Here is a 19,059-nt window from a genome sequence, read left to right on the forward strand (position 1 = left end):
ATGTTCAATCCCGATACTTTGACCCTGCGCGAAATGGCCGGTCTGCTGCGCCGCGGTGTGCTGACCAGTGTCAACTTGCTGGAGTTCTACCTGCAGCGTATTGCCGAACGCAATCCGCAGATCAATGCCCTGATTCAACTGGAGTCTGTCGACGAACTGCGTCGACAGGCCCGGGAGGCCGATGAGATGGCCCGCATCGGAAAGATTCGTGGCCCTTTACACGGCATCCCCATGACCATCAAGGACGTCTGCCATGTGCGCGGCTTCCGAATGTCGCGAGGCCTGAAGGAGTTGCTGGGCGAGGCCAGTCAGGAGGATGCCACGGTCGTTGCCCGGCTTCGCCAGGCGGGTGCGATCATCCTTGGGATCACCAATGTTCCCGAGTTGTGCATGGCGTTTGAAACCGACAATCTGCTGTACGGCCGCACGCTCAATCCCTATGACGGGCAGCGCTCGGCCGGTGGCAGCAGTGGCGGGGAAGCGGCAGCCATCGCGGCCGGTTGCTCGCCGGCCGGGCTGGCTTCGGATGCTTGCGGCAGTGTGCGGATTCCGGCGCATTTCAACGGTATCTGCGGCATGAAACTGACTCAGGGGCGCGTGCCGTTGACCGGCCAGTTTCCCTATGATCGCTCCGGGCTGTTTCATCTGACGTCGGCGTTTGGCGTGATGGGGCGTTATGTCGACGATCTGGCGTTACTCGGGCAACTGATCAGCGGCCCTGACGGTCACGATCCGGACACCGTCGATGTGCCGTTCGTCGACAGCCCGCCGCTGGCCCAATTGCGTGTCGCACTGTCCTGGGAGTCCACCAGAACCCGGGTGAGCCCGGCGGTGAAGCAGGTTCTGCAACGGGTCGAGAGTTGCCTGAGCAGTGTGGTGGCGCAGGTTACACCGACGGCTCCGCAGATGCTCGACGAGGCCTGCGATGTGCTCTGGCGCGTTTTTATCACGGGCGCGGATGCCGGGCGCGGCTGGAAGCGTCTGTTCCAGTCCATGGACAAACAGACCTGTACGCCTGCCACCACAGGGTTGATTCGCTTGAGCGAAGAGGTCGAATTGAGCGTGGATGAAATGAAGCGCGACTGGATTCTGATCGATACGTTTCGCTATCACCTGGCGAAGTTTTTCAATCAGCACGATCTGTTCATTTGCCCGGTATTCCCGGACGTGGCGTTCGCCCATGGCGAGTCTTTGCAGGATCGTGATCGCTATTGCTTTGTGTTTCCGTTCAGCCTCTCCGGTTCACCGGCGGTGGTCATTCGCGCCGGGCATGATCCTGTCAGCGGGATGCCGATCGGCATCCAGATAGTTGGCCCGCACTGGCAGGAAGAGCGGCTGCTGGCCGTGGCCAATTTCCTTGAGCGCGAACTGGAGCGCTGGAGGCCGGTGGCCCCGTTGGACGCAGTCACTCTCTGAAGGATCTCAAGCCGTAACGGTTTTGGCGTTACGGCTGGTGATCACCAATGCCAGCATGCCGATACCCACCAGCACGGCACCGGTGACTTCTATCAGCACCGGTTGCTGTCTGAGCCAGAACCAGTGAAACAATGTGACAAACAAGGTGTTCAGGTAGACATAGGAAACCACCGTTGACGGTGAAATCACCCCGATTGCCCGATGCAGCAGCCAGAATGTCCCGAGGGTGCCAAACAGCGCCAGGTATACAAGCCAGAACATATCGCTCGACGACAACTGCGCGCCGCTGCGCCAGCCGCCGTTAAACAGACAGAACACAAATAGAAACAGCGAACCGAAAAGCATGTTCCAGAAGGTCATCGCCACCGGGTCACGTCCCTTCAAACTCTTGGCCTTGAATCGCTGGCTCAGTGGCGAATAGAGCGCCATCGCCAGGCAGCCGACCCCGAAGACCAGTACTGGGTACAACGCGGGCAGTTTGCCCGGAGCCGCCCCTTTGAGCGTCAGCAGCAGGGCGCCGATTGCCGCAATCGACATCGGCAACAATCGGGTCTTCAGACTCCTACTCGGCAGCAGGACTACCTCAAAGAACAACGTCATCAGCGGCACCAGCGTGTACAGCGTCGCGGTATTGACCGCAGTGGTGTAGCGCAGTGCTTCAAACAGCGAACCAAAATACGTCGCCAGCAGCAGCCCAAGAACCGCATGGGCCAGCAGGCCTTTGGCCGAGATCGGTGAAGTGTTTTTCAATAACAGCAGCGGCAAGAACATCAAGGCTGACAACAACAAGCGCAGCCCGGTCAACAGGATTGGATCTATAGATTGGCTGACCTCTGCCGCCGCAAAGAAAGACGATGCGATCAGCATCGCCCAGATCAGCATGCCCCAGTGAGCTTCTGCAAAACCGACTTGTTTCATGAGTTCCTTTCCCTGCGTTTGATCGGACCTCCTACGAAAAGCAGGACCTTGGAAGACTATTGGATATGCTGCGCGTATTGCCTTGGGTTGAAGCGCAGCACCATTACAATCATCATCGCCATCACCGCTGTGAGTGACCACCAGGCCCATTCGAAGCTACCCAATTGGTCGCGAATCATCCCGGCAATCAGCGGCGAGAGGCCCGCGATCAGGTAACCGATGCCTTGCACAAAGGCCGTCAGGCCGCCGGCACGACGCGGGTTATCCAGGTGATCAAGGGACACGATCAGGCTCATCGGGAACAGACCGCCAATGCCCAGGCCCAACAGGCACGGCCATAGCAGGCTAAAGCGTTCCGGGCTGAGGATCAGGCCGCAGAAGCCGGCCATGATCAAGGCCAGCAGAACGACCAATACCAGACGCTTGTCCTGGCTGCGGTTGGCAATCGCGGGTGTTATCAGCCCGGACACAACTTCCATGGCCGTGAGAAGCCCCAGCAATAAGCCGGCATTCTGTTCACTCCAGCCTTTTTCCACGTAATACGGGGCTAGCCAGGCCAGTACACAGGTGTAGGAGGCCGTGCCCAAACCGAAGAAAATCGCCAGCAACCAGGCCCGTGAGTTACCGACGAAGGACTCCTGGCGCCCCATCGGCGCCGCCGGCAATGGCGCGATTGCCGAGTGCTGGGCAAGCCAGAAGGCCAGGGCAACCAGCGTCAGTAGCGCCCAGATTGCCAGCCCCATCCGCCAACTACCGGTTTGCGCCAGGACGAAAGGCGAGAACGATGCTGCAATCGCCGCTCCGCCCATGATCGAGGTGACATACAAACCCATGAACAGCGAAACGTTGTCGCTGAAGCGTGACTTGATCAGCGCCGGCATCACCGCCTGAATGAGGGCGATCCCCAGCCCGGCCAATACCGCGCTCAGGATCAACTCAAGGGTGCTGTCCAGGTACAGCCGCGAAACCGTGGCCACACCGATGATCAACAAGGACAGGATGATGGTGCGGTGTTCGCCAACCCGTTGCGCAATGCGCATTCCCAGGAACATCGCCAGGCCCATCGCCATGACAGGCAGCATGGTCAGCAGCGAGGCGGTACTGAAACTTAATGGAATATCCCCGCGAATGGCCGACAACAACGGCCCGACAGCGGCCATCGAAGGCCTCAGGTTCAGTGCCACCAATACCACGCTGACCATCAGCCATCCGGCATAGGAGCTTGTAGTACGAACGTTTTCCATAACGGAACCCCAAATATACAAGGTTGTGATTAGGCCGCTCCAAGCCTGCAGGGGCAAACTGAAAAGTCGCTGGCACTATCGAGAAATTAGGTTGGTTACCGGGAGGAATGTTTAGCCAATCTGCAACCAAGGTTCATCAAGTCTGGATTTAACGGCTTATCCGCCCGTGTGACGCTGCTTTGCATCTGTTTACTGCGGTCTTTTCCATGGACGTCTGGCTGATCGGCATCAAACACGAGGGGGCGTCTGGTGCCGCTTCAAGCCTTCAACCACGTCGTCTATACAGACCTGCCAGCGCGCCAATCCTGTCTGCACTCCCTTCTGAACTGGCCTTCTGGGCACTGTGGCACTGCCGCCACGCACGCCCGCCGGATTCCTGCATGTCCCGTTGATTGTTCTAACAGGTCCCGCGCTGTGCGCCGGGATCAAACCGGCGGCGCCTGCGCGTTTGCCTGACGCGGATAGACGAGAATTCCCATGAGCTGTGCCACGACATCCTTCGCCACGAAAGAAGAAGCCCTGTCCTTCCTGGAACATCATCCGGATATCGAGATGTTCGAGCTGTTCATCCTCGACAACAACGGTGTGCCACGGGGCAAGTTGCTGCATCGCGATGAACTGCTGGCGGTGTACGAAAGCGGGCGGCCGCTGCCGAGTACCATTCTGGGGCTGACCATCAATGGCGATGACGTCGAAAATTCCGGGCTGGTCTGGGACGTCGGTGATATCGATTGTCGGGCCTACCCGATCAGCGGCAGTTTGCAGCGTATGCCGTGGCGATTGATTCCCACGGCGGCCGTGCAGGTCAGCATGCATCCAAAGGAGGGCATGCCCGCGACCATCGCCGACCCACGGCACCTGCTGGCCAAGGTCATCGAAGGCTTGCAGGCCGACGGTTATTACCCGGTGATGGCGGCGGAGCTGGAGTTCTATTTGCTGGACCAGCAGCGCGATAGCAACGGTCGGCCGCAGCCGGCGCGGGATGTTGATGGCGGGCGACCACGCGCCACGCAGGTCTATGGCTTACGTGAACTGGAGCAAATCGAGCCGTTTCTGGCCGACCTCTACAGCGCCTGCAAACTGCAGGGTATTCCAGCGCGCACGGCGATTTCCGAATACGCGCCGGGGCAGGTGGAAATCACCCTCGAACACCGCACCGATGCGTTGCAGGCGATGGATGAAGCGGTGCGCTACAAACGGCTGGTCAAGGGCGTGGCCCACAAACATGGGATGGCGGCCTGTTTCATGGCCAAGCCTTTTGATGATCTGGCCGGCACCGGCATGCACATGCACGTCAGCCTTGCGGACAAGGATGGCAATAACCTGTTCGCCAGCGAAGCCCCGGACGGCACGCCGCTGCTTAAACAAGCGGTCGGCGGAATGCTCAGTACGTTGCTCGATTCATTGCTGCTGTTCTGTCCGAACGCCAACTCGTACCGTCGCTTCCAGACCAACAGCTACGCACCATTGGCGGCCACCTGGGGCGTGGACAACCGCACCGTGAGTTTGCGGGTGCCCGGCGGGCCGGCATTCTCCCGACATATCGAGCACCGCATCTGTGGTGCCGATGCCAACCCCTATCTGGCGGCTGCGGCGATCCTGGCCGGCATTCATCGCGGCATCCGTGAGCAGATGGACCCTGGTGCACCGGTCGAGGGCAATGGGTACGCCCAGGCCACGGAGTTGTTGCCGACCGACTGGTTGACCACGTTGCGAGCACTGCAAGCGTCGAACTGGGCGCGTGAGGCCTTCGGCAGTGAGTTTCTTGGCGTGTATCTGGCGGTGAAACGTGCCGAGTACCGGCAGTTCATGGGTGAAGTCGGTGAGCAGGACTGGCGCTGGTATCTGCATCAGGCCTGAAACTAGCCTCCATCGTTGAAAGTTTGGGCCTAATACCATGAGCCAACTAATCGTTGGCTTCTTTTTCACGAAAAATTGATGGTTGGCTGCTTAAGATTTGTGTTGTCGCGGTAAATGAAATTTTCACATTTGCCGCGGGCACTTCTTTCAGGAACAGCCAATCATCATGTTGAAGTTCAAAGCCGTGCGCCCCGAATGGGTGACGTTGATTGCCAGCGCCTTTTTATTGGCAGGGTTCAATTCAGTTCTCTGGCAACACCTCTTCGATATCACCGCTGCAGACGGTCAAGGCATCACCATGCGTGTCGCGTTCGGGGTGATGATCCTGGCGGTCTTCAACATTGTGCTGACCTTGCTGGCATTCCGGTTTGTGATGAAGCCCGTGTTGACGCTGATCTTTTTGGTCAGTGCAGGCGTGGCTTATTTCATGAGCCAATATGGTGTGCTGATCGACGCCGGTATGTTACGTAACTTTGCAGAAACCAATGCCACGGAAGTGCGCGACTTACTGTCCGTGAAATTGTTTGTTTATATTGCGCTTCTCGGAATATTACCGTCGTGGTTGTTGTGGCGGATCCCCGTCAATTACCGTCGCTGGCACCGTGAGTTATTAAGTAAAGTGTTGGTGAGTGTCGCATCGGTTGCGGTGATCGGTGGTGTCGCCCTGGTCAACTATCAAGGTCTGTCGTCGTTGTTTCGCAATCACCATGAGTTGCGCCTGATGGTGGTGCCAAGCAACTACATCGGTGCCTCGCTCGGCTATCTGCGCGAGCAAGTAGTGTCTGCCCGGCAGCCCTTCATCAATATTGGTGAAGACGCTCGGAAAAACCCGATCTGGCAAACCCACGGCCGTAAATCCCTGACGGTGCTGGTGGTGGGCGAAAGTGCCCGGGCCGAGAACTTCGGCATCCTGGGTTATAACCGCGACACCACACCCAAACTGGATAAAGAGGCCGGCCTGATTGCCTTCACCGATGTGCATTCTTGCGGTACGGAAACGGCCGTGTCGGTGCCCTGCATGTTCTCCAACATGGGCCGCAAGGATTACAACGCCAGCAAGGCGAAGAACGAGGAAGGTCTGCTGGACGTGCTCAAGCACGCCGGTCTCGAGGTGATCTGGCGCGATAACCAGTCGGGCTGCAAAGGCACCTGCGATCGGGTCACTGTCGACGACGTGAGTAATCTGAAAGACCCGGTGTTGTGTGCCAATAGCGAGTGCCGCGATGAAATTCTCCTGCAAGGTTTGCAGCACTTCATCGACACGCTGGATAAAGACACCGTGCTGGTACTGCACCAAATGGGCAGTCACGGTCCGGAATATTTCAAGCGCTACCCTAAAGAGTACGAACACTTCACCCCAGTGTGTGAAAGCAATGCACTGAACAATTGCAGCCGCGAAAGTATCGTCAATGGCTACGACAACACGTTGGTGTACACCGACCACGTGCTGTCGACCCTGATCGATCTGTTGCGCAGCAATCAGGATAAAGTCGATACCGCGATGCTTTATCTGTCGGACCACGGCGAATCGCTGGGCGAATACAACCTGTTCCTTCATGGCACGCCTTACATGCTGGCGCCGGAACAACAGAAGCATGTAGCGATGCTGGCATGGTTCTCCGACAGCTATCAAAAGTCGTTCTCGGTGGACACCCATTGCCTGCAACTGAGTCGTGAAAAGCCCTTGAGCCAGGACAACCTGTTCCATTCGATGCTCGGCCTGCTGGAAGTCAACAGCAAGGTCTACGACCCGCAGCTGGACATGTTTGCCGGATGCCGCGGTGCAGTGATCGACGGTGTGCTGGCCAAAGAATGAGTGAACCGACCTTTTTTTCACGTAGCGACCGCTAACCTGCGGCGTCTGAAACGTCCTACAAGAGCCATTGCACATGTCCGCGTTGCCCCCATCCGCCATAGAACTCGAGTTCGCCCGGCGCTACGACCAGGAACATGCCCGCGTCTGCCTTCAGTCGCGACCGCATGGCCTGGCGGGGCGTTTGACGTTCTGGCGCGACGAGCAACTGGTGCGTAACGCGCTTCAGGTCGCTGGCGAACCGGGATTGGTTCTTGATGTAGCCTGCGGTGCCGGGCGCTTCTGGTCGATACTGGCCGAGCATGCGAATCGGGTGATTCTTGCAACCGATCCGTCTCAGGACATGCTCGATCACGCCCGCACCCACCATCCGCAGCAGCTGCTGGAACGGATCAAGACCTTTCAGAGTTCAGCCTTCACCATCGGTTTGTCGGAGAACGCGGTTGATTGCATTTTTTGCATGCAACTGTTTCAACACATCACCAGTCCCGAGCATCGGTTGGCCCTGCTGGGCGAGTTCCATCGGGTCAGTCGCGACACCGTGATTGTGGCAGTGCGGGTTGATGCACATTTCAAACTGCGCCGATCGGGTGTGGAAGGCGCACAGGCCCAGCCACAGGCGAGCAAGGCCGAGCTTGAGGCCGAGTTCAGGCAGGCGGGTTTCCACTTGCTCAGCCATCAGGACTTCCTGCCGGGTTGTGCGCGGATGCGGGTCTACGTGCTGCGTAAGGGCAGCTAGTCTCCTCCTGTCAGACTATTCTTGCGGTTCAGCAGGTATTTTCGCTAAAGCTCTTGTTCAGTGAATGCGCGGAAATCGCCGGGGGCGATATATACTGCGCGCCATTCTTCAAGGGAGAGCCGTGTGGCCATCGATATTCACTGGATTCGCGACAACGATAGCCTCGGTCAGTTTTGTGCCGAGTGGCAGCAGCTGCCATTCGTTGCCCTCGACACCGAATTCATGCGGGTCGACACCTTTTACCCGATCGCAGGCCTGCTGCAGATCGGCGATGGCGTACGCGCTTACCTGATTGACCCGCTGACTATCGACAATTGGCAGCCATTGGCCGCGTTGCTGGAAAACCCGGCCGTGGTCAAAGTCGTGCATGCGTGCAGCGAAGACCTCGAAGTCCTGTTGCGCCTGACCGGCAGTCTGCCGGCGCCGCTGTTCGACACCCAACTGGCCGCCGCTTACCTGAACCTCGGTTTTTCCATGGGCTATTCGCGGCTGGTGCAGGAAGTGCTCGGCATCGACCTGCCCAAGGGCGAGACCCGTTCCGACTGGCTGCAACGTCCACTGTCCGACACCCAGATCAGCTACGCCGCCGAAGATGCCTTGCACTTGGCGGAAGTTTTCGTACAGCTGCGTCCGAAACTTTCTGACGAAAAATACGCCTGGGTCCTGGAAGACGGTGCCGAGCTGGTGGCCAATCTGCGTCGCGAGGTCGACCCGTATGAGGTCTATCGCGATGCCAAACTGGCCTGGAAGCTGTCCCGTGCCCAACTCGCCGTGTTGCGTGAACTTTGCGCCTGGCGCGAACGCGAAGCCCGTGCCCGCGATCTGCCGCGCAACCGCATCGTCCGTGAACATTCCCTGTGGCCGTTGGCGCGCACGCAACCGGACAACCTCGGCGCGCTGGCGAAAATTGAAGACATGCACCCGCGTACCGTGCGTCAGGACGGCGAATTTCTGCTTGATCTGATCAAGCGCTCTGGCAGTGTGTCGCCTGATCAATGGCCACCGGCGGTGCCGGAGCCGTTGCCGGTGGACGCCGCCACGCTGGTCAAACAACTGCGCGCGATTGGCCAGGCCGAAGCCGAACGCCTGAACATCGCGCCAGAACTGATGCTGCGCAAGAAAACCCTGGAAGCGCTGCTCAAGAGCGGCTTCCCCAATGGTCCTTACCAATTGCCTGATTCGCTGCGTGGCTGGCGCCGCGAATTGATGGGCCAAGCGCTGCTCGACAGCCTGGCCACCGCCGGAGAACAGCCTTGAAACGTATTTGCTCCATCTATCGAAGCCTGAAGAAAAACGAGATGTACCTCTATGTGCTCAAAAGCGATGCACTGGAGCGCGTTCCGGAAAGTCTGATGGCGGCCTTCGGCAAACCGCATCACGCTTTCGATCTGGTGCTGACGCCCGAGCGCAAGCTGTCGCGCGAAGACATCACTGTGGTGCTGGAAAACCTCGAGAAGCAGGGTTACCACCTGCAAATGCCGCCGGCTGAAGACGAATACATCGAGCATCTGCCGGAAGAATTGCTGCGACGCAACGACCCGATGTAATCGAGACAGGCTCTGTTCAGAGCCTTTATGAACACTGGAATGATTTTGGCGATGGCCAGGGCGATGGAGTGATACTCCGTCGGCGGCCGTCTGCACTGTTTTTGAAAGGTTTGAACCATGCGCGTTCTGATTGCTGAACACGACCACCCTGTGTATGCCCAACTGCTGCGTCAGGCAGCGCCTGATCTAGAAGTACTGACCAGCGGTGACTCCGCCGAACTGGCCCGTCAGGCTGCCGATTGCCAGGTCTGGCTCGGTCAGCCGGACCTGCTGGCGACGCTGTTGCGTCAGGGCCACACGCCGGCATGGCTGCAGTCGACCTGGGCCGGCATCACGCCGTTGCTGGCCGACGGCCTGCCACGGCACTATCGCCTGACTCGCGCGGTAGGGATTTTCGGTCAGGTCATGGCCGAATACGTACTGACTTACATGCTCGGCCACGAGCGCGAAGTACTGGCGCGCCTGGTCAGTCAGGTCGAGCGCAAATGGGACAATCGCCAGGGTCAAAGCCTGGCCGGACGCAAGGTGTTGATCGTCGGCACCGGTGACATCGGTCAGACCGTGGCGCAGTTTCTGCTGCCGTTTGGCGTCGAGTTATATGGCATCGCCAGCGAAGCCCGCGAGCAGACGCCGTTTGTCGAAGTCGGCGCGCTGAGCGACTTGCCGCGTCTGGTCGGTAAGGTGGATTACGTGATCAATCTGCTGCCGAACACCCCGAATACTCACGACCTGTACGACGCCGCACTGTTCAAGCAGTTCAAGCCGACCGGGTTGTTCATCAACGTCGGGCGCGGCGTGGCGGTGGTCGATGCGGATCTGGTGGAAGCCTTGAAGGAAGGGCATCTGGCTGGGGCCGTGATCGACGTCTGCCGTCAGGAACCGCTGCCGCAACGCCATCCGTTCTGGACCGCGTGGGGCCTGCTGCTGACGGGTCACAGTTCGGCACCGACTTCGCCATCGATGATGGTGAAGTTGTTTGTCGAAAACCTGCGGGCGTATCAGGCGGGTGAAGCGTTGCGCGGGGAAGTGGATTTCAATCGGGGGTATTGAATTCACGCCGATCAAAATGTGGGAGCGGCCTTGTGGCGAGGGGGCTTGCCCCCGTTGGGCTGCGCAGCAGCCCCAAAATTGCTGATGTATCACAGATCTTGTGAGTGCTGCGCACTCAAACGGGGGCAAGCCCCCTCGCCACATGGTTAGAGGGTGAAATCCCCCTCGGCTGCCAACTCGCTCAGCGGACGACGCGGGCTTGGCTCTTCGCGAGCTTGCAGGTACTCGGCCAGCGTCGCCTTGTCACCCAGCTTGCCGATCGCCACCGCCGCGTGCAGCGCATAGCCCTCAGGAATATTCAGCTCTTTGCGGGTCAGGTCCTGATCGAAGCCGGCCATGCCGTGGGTGTGCCAGCCGCTGATGCTCGCTTGCAGCGCCAGGTGGCCCCAGGCCGAACCGGTGTCGAAGGTGTGCCACAGCGCTGGTGTTTCTTCAGTGGCGCCAGGTACCGCGAAGGTGTTTTTCGAGACGACGATCACCAGCGCCGAGGCGTGCTGCGCCCAGCTGCGGTTGAACTCGTTCAGCAGACCCAGATAACGCTCCCAGTTCGGCGTGTCGCGACGCGCATACAGAAACCGCCAAGGCTGCGAGTTGTACGCCGATGGCGCCCAGCGCGCGGCTTCAAAGAAGCTCAGCAGGGTCTCGACGGGAATGGTTTCGCCGGTGAACGCGCGGGGCGACCAGCGATCAGTGAACTGAGGGTGAATGGCGTAGTCGGCAACGCGTGGATTAGCACTCATCAAGAGATTCCTTTACGTTTGAAAGTGAGGGTCGTCTGAAACCTGCGGGCGCAGTTGAGCTGAGCGATGAGGTTTTTCGAGAGCCTGGGTAGTTCACCTGAATGCAACGCGGTTGAGCGTTAATGGCATTTGAGCATGGCTCCTTGTGACGGCAAAGTTACTTGGGGGCGTTGTAACTGACAAGTTCCGTTGTACCGGCAGTCGCCAATGCTTGGCCCGCCGGTGCCTTGGCACTAGACTGGCGGCCTTTTCACCACCTGATGTTGATGCTTGAGCCATGGCCGCCAAAGTCGAACCGTTCTGGATACGCAAAACCCTCGATCAACTTGATCAAGAGGAATGGGAATCGCTGTGCGATGGTTGTGGCCTGTGCTGCTTGCAAAAACTCGAGGACGAAGACGACAACTCCGTCTACTACACGCGTATCGCCTGCAAACTGCTGGACCTCAAAACCTGCCAGTGCACCGATTACCCCAACCGCCGCGACTTTGTGCCCGATTGCATTCAGCTCACGCCGGGCAAGGCCGATCAGTTCAAATGGCTGCCGCCGACCTGCGGTTATCGACTGGTCAGCGAAGGCAAGGATTTGCCGCTCTGGCATCATCTGGTGTGCGGTGATCGCGAAGCGGTGCATCACGAACGTATTTCCCAGTCTGGGCGCATGCTCGCCGAGGGCAGCGTGGCCGAAGACGATTGGGAAGACCATCTGATTTTTCGTGCGGGTTAATTCATTGCCACACAATTGGTGGTGATTACAAGAATTTGGGGCCGCTACGCAGCCCGGCGCGAGCAAGCTCGCTCGCCACACTAGGAGTGTGTATGGCTGTGGGAGTGCGCCTGGCGTTAGCCTTTGGACTTTTGGCCCTGAGTTCGCCCGTGTGGGCGGCGAAGAAAGTCGATCTGGATTATCACGTGCGCCTGTTGCCGCAAAGCGATCAGGCCGAAGTGCGCCTGACCCTGGCCCAAGGCTCGGCGGTGCGCAGTCTGGATTTCGACTTGGGCGATGGCAGTCACTACAGTGATTTCAAGGCCGATGGCCAATGGCAGCTCACACCGGGCAAACAGGCCCGTGGTGTCTGGCGCCCAACCGCCGACAAGGCCAGCCTGACCTACCGCGTGAGCATCAGCCATGGGCGCAAGAGCGGCAGCTTCGACACCCGCATGACGCCGAACTGGGCGCTGATGCGTGGCGATGACCTGGTGCCTGCGGCCAAACTCGATCAGCAGGACGGCATCGAATTGGTTTCACGCCTTGAATTCGAATTGCCCAGCGGTTGGAAAAGCGTCGAAACCGCCTGGCCGCGGATTGGCAAGAGCAAGTTCCGGATCGATAACGTCTCGCGCCTGTTCGACCGTCCCACTGGCTGGATGCTCGCCGGCCACCTCGGCAGCCGTCGCACGCGGCTGGGGGAAACCGAAGTCACCGTCGCCTCGCCACAGGGGCAGGGCATGCGCCGCATGGACGTGCTGACGCTGCTGACTTTTGTCTGGCCGCAATTGCAGGCAGTTTTTCCGCGTCATCCCGGCAAGTTGCTGATTGTCGGCGGCAACGACCCGATGTGGCGCGGCAGCCTGGGCGCCCATGACTCGATCTACCTCAATAGCCGTCTGCCGCTGGTCAGCGAAAGCGGCACCAGTGCGCTGGTGCGTGAATTGGCTCAGGTGTTCGGGCGGATCAACGACAGCCAGCGCAGTGACTGGATCAGCGAAGGGTTTGCCGAGTACTACGCCATCGAACTGGTGCGCCGCGCAGGCGGCATGAGTGATGAGCGGTATGAAAGCCTGCAAAGCAAGTTGGTCAAGGACAGCCAGAAGGTCAGCACGTTGCGCGGTGAGCAGATCAATCCGGCGCAGGTGGCCAAAGCGGTGGTGTTGCTACAGGAACTGGACCGCGAGATTCGCCTGAAAACACGCAACAAGCGCTCGCTGGATGATGTGCTGCGTGGGGCGATGCATTTGGAAAGTGTGGATACCAAGGAATTCATTCAGCTCGCGCAAAGCGTTATTGGCGAGTCTTCCAAGGTGCTTGATACCGGGTTGCTTCAGTAATACCGCCTTCGCGAGCAAGCCCGCTCCCACATTTGATCGTCGGTGTATAGAAAATATGTACCCGACATAGAACCCATGTGGGAGCGGGCTTGCTCGCGAATAGGCCCTAATCTCCACTGCAATTTTTGGATCAAACCCCCGCTTTCGGCGACTTCAAAGAATCATTGCCCGTCACGGTTGCGGTATTGGTCGCCGCTTGCGCATTCGCCTTCAACCGGCTCAACTCTTCCCCGGCGCGCTCGATTCGCGCACGTGCGTTTTCCATGTCCTGACGGTTCTTTTCCAACAGTCTTTTCGCCGAGCAATGCCCGGTGATTCCCCGGGCGAGGGCGATGCCGCCGATGGCTATTTCAATCAATCCGAATACGCCGCCGCGTCGCAGACCTTTGCTTAGCATGACCACGCCACCCGCCAGGGAGCCTGCGCGTTCCCAACCATGAACGTTCTGTTCGGAAGGGCTCTGGAACGGGGTGGTTTCGATACGTTCTACAGGATTGAACTCGCGCATGATCTGTCTCCAGGCAGGGAAGGGTTGCTTCAGCAATCGATATTTAGCTGACTGCCTGGGCGAGCGGCTTGTTCCATCGAATATGCGGCAATTCAGCGGAATTTCGGGCCCGAACGGGTGTTGTTGCCCTTGGCCATGCGGTCGTACAGCACGACGTTGACGGTGGCCGCCAGGTTCATGCAGCCGGTGGTCGGGATGTAGACCACGTCTTCGCACCACTCGCGAATCTCTTTATCCAGCGAGCCGTCTTCGGGGCCGAAGATGTAGAGGGCGCGATCCGGGTGAGTGTATTCCGGCAGCGAGCGGGCGCCGTCGACCAGTTCCACGGCGACCGGGACACAGCCCAAGGGCAGGATTTTCTTCAGGTCGTCGATGCCGATCAGCGGGATGTCGTAGTGGACTCGCTTGGTGTCAGTGACGAAATCGGCGGCGCGTTCATAGCGCTTGCCGGTGTAAAAAACCGACGCCACGCCATAGCAGCCGGCGGCGCGCATGACCGAACCGACGTTCTCCGGTGATTTGGGGTTATACAAACCAATGCAGCTGTACCGTTTGTCTGCCACGAGCGGGGTGCCTTCGGGGAAAAAACGGCGATTATACGGGGATTGGGGGAGGGGTGTTCAGTTTGGAGATTGGTGGTGCCCGGACAAATGCTATCGCGGGCAAGCCCGCTCCCACAGGGGACTACGGGGTACACAACATCTGTGCTCACCGCCAATCACTGTGGGAGCGGGCTTGCCCGCGATGGGGTCGGTTCAGGCGCTGAAAATCTTCAGTCTTCTTTCTTCATCAACCCCGCCAACGCCGCAAACGGGTTGTGCGTCGCCTTGGCAATCTTCGGCGTACTCAGCGAGCCTTCATCGAAATACTGCTGATCGGTATAGCGCGAGTGTTCGTTGTCATGGCAATACAGGCACAACAGCTCCCAGTTCGAGCCATCCTGAGGGTTGTTGTCGTGGTTGTGGTCGCGGTGATGCACGGTCAGTTCGCTCAGGCGTTTGCCGGAGAACTCACGGGCGCAGCGGCCGCATACGTGCGGGTACATCTTCAGGGCTTTGTCGCGGTAACCCATTTCCTTGTCGCGCTGGTTGTCGGCAAGGATGCGGTCCAGCTTTGACGTGTTGGTTGGGGTGGACGAACTCATGGGTTCACCTTTGTAAAAAAGACTGATGACGGTTATGACGTGAGTTTAGCTCAGCCCTTGAGCTTTTCGGCAATCCAGATGGTGTGGCGGGTGCCCTTGTTGCCATGGGCGAAGACTTGCACTTCCTCGGCCTTGAAGCCGGCTTTTTTCAGCTTGTCGGAGAACTGCCGGTCGGCGCTGGCCGACCACACCGCCAGCACGCCTTTTGGCCGCAGGGCCTTGGCGCAGGCACTCAGGCCGCCGGCGGAGTAGAGCCAGCTGTTGGCCTTCTGGGTCAAACCTTCGGGGCCGTTGTCGACGTCAAGCATGATCGCATCGAAACCTTGCGGCTCGGCCTGCAGCACTTTGGCCACGTCTTCCATACGGATCACGGTGCGCGGGTCAAGCAGCGGGTTACCGGCTTTCTCGCCCAGCGGCCCGCGATTCCACTCCACCACGCCGGGCACCAGTTCGGCGACCACCACTTCAGCCGTCTTGCCCAAATGCTTGAGCGCCGAGGCCAGGGTGAAGCCCATGCCCAGGCCACCGATCAATACCCGCGAATTCGGCCGGCCGGCAACTTTGCGGCAGGGGATTTCGGCCAGGGCATCTTCGGAGCCGTGCATGCGGGTGTTCATCAACTGCCCGCCGTCGCCACCCTGAATCTTGATGACGAAGTCCTCGCCGTATTCGAACAGGCACAAGGCACCGCCGTTTTCAGGGATGGGGGTGGTGTCGAGCAGAACGAAACGTTTCATGGGGCGCTCTTGAGGAGAAATTGACAGATGGAGGAAGGCAAACACGCGCAGTTGGGAGTAGCCTGCAAAAAGACCACAAGGCTAACGGAGCCATTGATGAAGCGCACCATTCTAACGGTCATTGCCTTGGCCGCGCTCTCGATAACTGCAGTGCAGGCCCAGGAACTGCAAACCATCCCCACCAGCCCTGTGCCGATGCCCGGTTCACCCGGCACCGCCACTCCGACGCCGTATCCGCAGATCACCCCGACCAGCGTGCCCAAGGCCGGCACCGGCAGTGGCGGAGCACCGCTGTTGCCGCCGATCGAAATGCCCAATCCACCCAAGGATCAGACTTTACCGGGCCTTGAACCGAGCACGACGAAAATCAAAACGCCGGGAGGCTAGACCTGTTGCGAGAGCAATTGCCCGTCGGCCATGCGCAAGCGTTTGGAGAGGGAGACGGCGAGGGCGCGGATGATCTTGGCGGCGATTTTCGGCGCGTCGTTGAGCATCTTTTCCAGGGAGTCCTTGCCCAGGTTGAGCAACTGGCAATTGCTCGCGGCCACGCAACTGGCTGAGCGTCGTTCACCGTCGAGCACAGCCATTTCGCCGAACGCCCGACCGCTGCGCAAGGTGGCCATGGTCACTCGTTGCCCGTCGCTGTTGGTCTTCTGCACCGCGACCTGGCCAGTGTGGATGATGCACATGAAACTGCCGGCATCGCCCTCATGGAAAATCTCTTCGCCTTCGGGAATGGTGCTGATGCTGAAGTAACCCGAAGCCGCCGCGAAGTCTGCCGGCAGCAGTTGATCGAACAGGCCGCAGTCCATCAGCCAGTCGCGAATTTCGTTGTTCAGTAAGGTCGGTTCTGACATGTCGTCACGGTCTTTTTTGTGTCTGTGTCTGTTCCAGTCACCGCCCCCTTGTAGGAGCGAGGCTTGCCCGCGAAGAGGCCCTGACATTCAACATCAATGTCGGCGGTGATAATGCCTTCGCGGGCAAGCCTCGCTCCTACAAGGGATCGCGCCCAGTGTCTGGTGTTAAGACCGGTACACCGGGCCAAGTTCCTCAGGCGATGCCCAAAACCTTGAAAACAAATGCGTATTCGAGGGCTACATCACGTAATCCCTGATAACGACCGCTCATCCCGCCATGCCCGGCACCCAATTCGGTCTTGAGCAGCAGGGGATTGGTGTCGGTTTTGGTCGCGCGCAATTTCGCCACCCACTTGGCCGCTTCCCAGTACTGCACGCGACTGTCGTTGTAGCCGGCGATCACCAGCGTTGCCGGATAGGCTTGCGCGGTGACGTTTTCGTACGGGGCGTAGGCCTTGATCCGATCATAGACGTCCGGCTCTTGCGGGTTGCCCCACTCGTCGTATTCCGTGATGGTCAGCGGCAGCTCCGGGTCGAGCATGGTGTTAAGCACGTCGACGAACGGCACTTCGGCAATCGCTGCACCGAACAGCTCCGGCCGCTGATTGAGTACCGCGCCAATCAACAGGCCACCGGCGCTGCCACCGCTGATCGCCAGCTGCGACGGGGTGGTGAAGGCGTTGGCGATCAGGTGTTCGGCGCATGCGATAAAGTCGCTGAAGGTGTTGTGCTTGTGTTCCTGCTTGCCGGCGCGGTACCAGGCTTCGCCCAGCTCACCGCCACCGCGTACGTGAGCGATGGCAAACGCCATGCCGCGATCCAGCAGGCTCAGGCGCGCGTGAGAGAACCACGGGTCGAGGCTTTCGCCGTAGGCGCCGTAACCGTACAGATAAAGCGGTGTCGGCTTGCCGAGGAACTCGCGTTTGACCACCAGGCTGATCGGTACTTGCGTACCGTCCGGTGCCGTCGCCCACAGCCGCTGGCTGACGTACGCGTCGGCGTCGAACGGGCCGAGCACCGGGGTTTCCTTGAGGACTTTCTGCTCACCGGTGGTCAGAATCAGTTGGCGGATCTGCGCCGGACGGTTCAAGGCTTCGTAGCGCAGACGAATCCTGTCGCTGACAAATTCCAGGCTGTTCTGCACGTGCAGGCTGTAGGCCGCGTCCGGCAATTGCACGCGATACGGCACCAAGTCCCGTGGGCGCACTTCGATGATCGGCAGGCCACCTTCGCGCAGGCTCAGGGTCATGGCCTCGGCGTTCAGGCTCATGCCTTCGAGCATCACGGTGTCGCTGTGGGGAATCAGGTTCTGCCAGTCGGCTTCGGTCGGCGCGACGCCGGTATCGACGGCCTGGTACAGGGCGAAGTTGATGCCGTCGCGGTTGGTGCGGATCAGCCACGTCCACTCGCCATCGAGTTTGCCGTGGTCGACATCGTACTCATGATCTTCGACCCTCGGCGCCAGGCAGGTGAAGGCCTGATGCGGCAGCGAGGCGTCGAGCACCCAGACTTCGCTGGTGGTCTTGCTGCCCAGCGATAACAGCAGTTGCCGTTCGGAGCTTGAGCGGTAGCAATGCAGGAAGAATCGGCCGTCTGGCTCATGGAACACTTCTTCGGCCGCGGTGCCGTCCAGCCGGTAGCGGAACAGTTTGTGCGGGCGATGGGTGTCGTCGAGTTCGCCGAAGAACAGCGTCAGGCTGTCATTGGCCCAGGTCATGCTGCCGTCGCAGTCCTGGAACTCCAGTTCGCTGACGCGGCCGCTGGATAATTCCTTCACGAACAGCGTGTAAATCTCTTCGCCGCTGGAGTCGATGCTGTAGGCCAGACGCTGGTGGTCCGGGCTGATGCTGAACGCGCCCAGGGAAAAGAAGCCGCCCTTGGCCAGCACGTTCGGATCAAGCAGCAGTAGTTCCTGGCTTTCGTCGATCTGCAGGCTGCCATCGGCCGGACGCGGGCAGCGGTAGTGACGGGCGTACTCGTCGCCAGCAGTGGTGCAGGTGTAATACAGGTACGGACCCCAGGGCGAGGGCAGCGATAGGTCGGTTTCGAGAATCCGTCCCTTGATCTCTTCGAACAGGGTTTCACGCAGGCCGGCCTGATCGGCGGTTTGTGCCTCTTGATAGCGGTTTTCAGCTTTCAGGTAATCGAGCACCGCGTCGGTGTCGCGCTCCTGCAGCCAGGCATACGGGTCGGAACCGTCGGCCTTGTGGGCAATCGGAGCGCTGTTGACGTTGGCGGATAGGGGCATGAATGGCTCTCGAACAAAGTACGGAATAGGGGCTTCGCAACCTGTGGGAGCGGGCTTGTGGTGAGGGGGCTTGCCCCCGTTCGGCTGCGAAGCAGTCGTAAACCAGACACCGCGTTACTGACTAAGAGATCGCGGTGACTGGTTTCAGGGTCGCTTTGCGACCCAACGGGGGCAAGCCCCCTCGCCACA

The 19,059-nt window shown here is 59.5% G+C and carries 19 protein-coding genes; 10 read left to right on the forward strand and 9 right to left on the reverse strand.

All coding sequences use genetic code 11. The annotated features are described in order from the left end of the window. Positions 1-1,416: an amidase gene (locus tag AB7M22_RS03130; protein ID WP_454185208.1), complete on the forward strand. Its 1,416-nt coding sequence runs from the start codon at positions 1-3 to the stop codon at positions 1,414-1,416. A 6-nt stretch (positions 1,417-1,422) separates the two neighbouring features. On the opposite strand, the gene AB7M22_RS03135 is transcribed toward AB7M22_RS03130, so the two are convergent. Together AB7M22_RS03135 and AB7M22_RS03140 are read right to left on the reverse strand one after the other, a co-directional pair. Then, on the reverse strand, positions 1,423-2,334 hold the full coding sequence (locus tag AB7M22_RS03135; RefSeq protein WP_454185209.1) for a DMT family transporter: 912 nt from the start codon (positions 2,332-2,334) through the stop codon (positions 1,423-1,425). Between the two features lie 56 nt (positions 2,335-2,390). Then, positions 2,391-3,578: a cyanate transporter gene (locus AB7M22_RS03140; RefSeq protein WP_454185210.1), complete on the reverse strand. Its 1,188-nt coding sequence runs from the start codon at positions 3,576-3,578 to the stop codon at positions 2,391-2,393. A 477-nt stretch (positions 3,579-4,055) separates the two neighbouring features. Here AB7M22_RS03140 and AB7M22_RS03145 point away from each other — a divergent pair, with 477 nt between their 5' ends. The 6 genes from AB7M22_RS03145 (at position 4,056) to AB7M22_RS03170 (ending at position 10,587) form a co-directional block, all read left to right on the forward strand. Beyond that, a complete protein-coding gene (locus tag AB7M22_RS03145; RefSeq protein WP_008014204.1) occupies positions 4,056-5,438 on the forward strand; it encodes a glutamine synthetase family protein in 1,383 nt (460 codons plus the stop codon). Positions 5,439-5,604: 166 nt separating this feature from the next. After that, positions 5,605-7,254, forward strand: a complete 1,650-nt coding sequence (locus tag AB7M22_RS03150) for a phosphoethanolamine transferase (protein ID WP_454185211.1) — start codon at positions 5,605-5,607, stop codon at positions 7,252-7,254. Positions 7,255-7,327: 73 nt separating this feature from the next. Continuing rightward, positions 7,328-7,990 (forward strand): class I SAM-dependent methyltransferase, encoded by a 663-nt coding sequence (locus AB7M22_RS03155; RefSeq protein WP_454185212.1) that lies wholly within the window; start codon positions 7,328-7,330, stop codon positions 7,988-7,990. Positions 7,991-8,113: 123 nt separating this feature from the next. Then, a complete protein-coding gene (rnd, locus tag AB7M22_RS03160; RefSeq protein WP_454185213.1) occupies positions 8,114-9,247 on the forward strand; it encodes a ribonuclease D in 1,134 nt (377 codons plus the stop codon). Continuing rightward, positions 9,244-9,537, forward strand: a complete 294-nt coding sequence (locus AB7M22_RS03165) for a YcgL domain-containing protein (protein ID WP_007898694.1) — start codon at positions 9,244-9,246, stop codon at positions 9,535-9,537. Before rnd ends, AB7M22_RS03165 begins: the two co-directional genes overlap by 4 nt. Before the next feature lie 117 nt (positions 9,538-9,654). After that, positions 9,655-10,587, forward strand: coding sequence for a D-2-hydroxyacid dehydrogenase (locus AB7M22_RS03170; protein WP_454185214.1), 933 nt, complete (start codon positions 9,655-9,657; stop codon positions 10,585-10,587). Positions 10,588-10,733: 146 nt separating this feature from the next. Here the strand turns inward: AB7M22_RS03170 and AB7M22_RS03175 are convergent, their stop codons facing one another. Continuing rightward, positions 10,734-11,327, reverse strand: a complete 594-nt coding sequence (locus tag AB7M22_RS03175) for a nitroreductase family protein (RefSeq protein WP_454185215.1) — start codon at positions 11,325-11,327, stop codon at positions 10,734-10,736. Between the two features lie 277 nt (positions 11,328-11,604). On the opposite strand from AB7M22_RS03175, the gene AB7M22_RS03180 reads away from it, so the two are divergent. Together AB7M22_RS03180 and AB7M22_RS03185 are read left to right on the forward strand one after the other, a co-directional pair. After that, the gene (locus AB7M22_RS03180) at positions 11,605-12,054 is read left to right on the forward strand and encodes a YcgN family cysteine cluster protein (protein ID WP_454185216.1); all 450 of its coding nucleotides are present in this window, start codon (positions 11,605-11,607) and stop codon (positions 12,052-12,054) included. A 92-nt stretch (positions 12,055-12,146) separates the two neighbouring features. Further along, positions 12,147-13,376 (forward strand): hypothetical protein, encoded by a 1,230-nt coding sequence (locus tag AB7M22_RS03185; RefSeq protein ID WP_454185217.1) that lies wholly within the window; start codon positions 12,147-12,149, stop codon positions 13,374-13,376. 130 nt (positions 13,377-13,506) lie between these two features. Here the strand turns inward: AB7M22_RS03185 and AB7M22_RS03190 are convergent, their stop codons facing one another. From AB7M22_RS03190 to AB7M22_RS03205, 4 genes are all read right to left on the reverse strand, one after another. Beyond that, the gene (locus AB7M22_RS03190; RefSeq protein ID WP_454185218.1) at positions 13,507-13,884 is read right to left on the reverse strand and encodes a YgaP family membrane protein; all 378 of its coding nucleotides are present in this window, start codon (positions 13,882-13,884) and stop codon (positions 13,507-13,509) included. 92 nt (positions 13,885-13,976) lie between these two features. Next, a complete protein-coding gene (locus AB7M22_RS03195) occupies positions 13,977-14,447 on the reverse strand; it encodes an RNA methyltransferase (protein WP_007898701.1) in 471 nt (156 codons plus the stop codon). A 209-nt stretch (positions 14,448-14,656) separates the two neighbouring features. Then, positions 14,657-15,028: a YajD family HNH nuclease gene (locus AB7M22_RS03200; protein ID WP_007898702.1), complete on the reverse strand. Its 372-nt coding sequence runs from the start codon at positions 15,026-15,028 to the stop codon at positions 14,657-14,659. Positions 15,029-15,078: 50 nt separating this feature from the next. Then, positions 15,079-15,765: a spermidine synthase gene (locus AB7M22_RS03205; protein WP_007898703.1), complete on the reverse strand. Its 687-nt coding sequence runs from the start codon at positions 15,763-15,765 to the stop codon at positions 15,079-15,081. A 96-nt stretch (positions 15,766-15,861) separates the two neighbouring features. On the opposite strand from AB7M22_RS03205, the gene AB7M22_RS03210 reads away from it, so the two are divergent. Next, positions 15,862-16,152 carry a hypothetical protein gene (locus AB7M22_RS03210; protein ID WP_032836252.1) on the forward strand — a complete coding sequence of 97 codons (291 nt, stop codon included), beginning with the start codon at positions 15,862-15,864 and terminating at the stop codon, positions 16,150-16,152. On the opposite strand, the gene AB7M22_RS03215 is transcribed toward AB7M22_RS03210, so the two are convergent. Continuing rightward, entirely contained in the window at positions 16,149-16,622 is a 474-nt protein-coding gene (locus AB7M22_RS03215; protein ID WP_454185219.1) for a cyclic nucleotide-binding domain-containing protein, read from the reverse strand. The two genes, AB7M22_RS03210 and AB7M22_RS03215, sit on opposite strands and share 4 nt — an antisense overlap. Positions 16,623-16,815: 193 nt before the next feature. After that, the gene (locus AB7M22_RS03220; protein ID WP_454185220.1) at positions 16,816-18,870 is read right to left on the reverse strand and encodes a S9 family peptidase; all 2,055 of its coding nucleotides are present in this window, start codon (positions 18,868-18,870) and stop codon (positions 16,816-16,818) included. Positions 18,871-19,059 lie beyond the last annotated feature (189 nt).

The sequence above is a fragment of the Pseudomonas sp. ADAK2 TE3594 genome, from assembly GCF_053628675.1.

Bases quoted from the DNA above. Each gene is read 5' to 3' on its own strand.
- AB7M22_RS03130 (WP_454185208.1), top strand. From the start codon at position 1: ATGTTCAATCCCGATACTTTGACCCTGCGCGAAATGGCCGGTCTGCTG.
- AB7M22_RS03135 (WP_454185209.1), bottom strand. From the start codon at position 2,334: ATGAAACAAGTCGGTTTTGCAGAAGCTCACTGGGGCATGCTGATCTGG.
- AB7M22_RS03140 (WP_454185210.1), bottom strand. From the start codon at position 3,578: ATGGAAAACGTTCGTACTACAAGCTCCTATGCCGGATGGCTGATGGTC.
- AB7M22_RS03145 (WP_008014204.1), top strand. From the start codon at position 4,056: ATGAGCTGTGCCACGACATCCTTCGCCACGAAAGAAGAAGCCCTGTCC.
- AB7M22_RS03150 (WP_454185211.1), top strand. From the start codon at position 5,605: ATGTTGAAGTTCAAAGCCGTGCGCCCCGAATGGGTGACGTTGATTGCC.
- AB7M22_RS03155 (WP_454185212.1), top strand. From the start codon at position 7,328: ATGTCCGCGTTGCCCCCATCCGCCATAGAACTCGAGTTCGCCCGGCGC.
- AB7M22_RS03170 (WP_454185214.1), top strand. From the start codon at position 9,655: ATGCGCGTTCTGATTGCTGAACACGACCACCCTGTGTATGCCCAACTG.
- AB7M22_RS03175 (WP_454185215.1), bottom strand. From the start codon at position 11,327: ATGAGTGCTAATCCACGCGTTGCCGACTACGCCATTCACCCTCAGTTC.
- AB7M22_RS03180 (WP_454185216.1), top strand. From the start codon at position 11,605: ATGGCCGCCAAAGTCGAACCGTTCTGGATACGCAAAACCCTCGATCAA.
- AB7M22_RS03185 (WP_454185217.1), top strand. From the start codon at position 12,147: ATGGCTGTGGGAGTGCGCCTGGCGTTAGCCTTTGGACTTTTGGCCCTG.
- AB7M22_RS03190 (WP_454185218.1), bottom strand. From the start codon at position 13,884: ATGCGCGAGTTCAATCCTGTAGAACGTATCGAAACCACCCCGTTCCAG.
- AB7M22_RS03200 (WP_007898702.1), bottom strand. From the start codon at position 15,028: ATGAGTTCGTCCACCCCAACCAACACGTCAAAGCTGGACCGCATCCTT.
- AB7M22_RS03205 (WP_007898703.1), bottom strand. From the start codon at position 15,765: ATGAAACGTTTCGTTCTGCTCGACACCACCCCCATCCCTGAAAACGGC.
- AB7M22_RS03210 (WP_032836252.1), top strand. From the start codon at position 15,862: ATGAAGCGCACCATTCTAACGGTCATTGCCTTGGCCGCGCTCTCGATA.
- AB7M22_RS03215 (WP_454185219.1), bottom strand. From the start codon at position 16,622: ATGTCAGAACCGACCTTACTGAACAACGAAATTCGCGACTGGCTGATG.
- AB7M22_RS03220 (WP_454185220.1), bottom strand. From the start codon at position 18,870: ATGCCCCTATCCGCCAACGTCAACAGCGCTCCGATTGCCCACAAGGCC.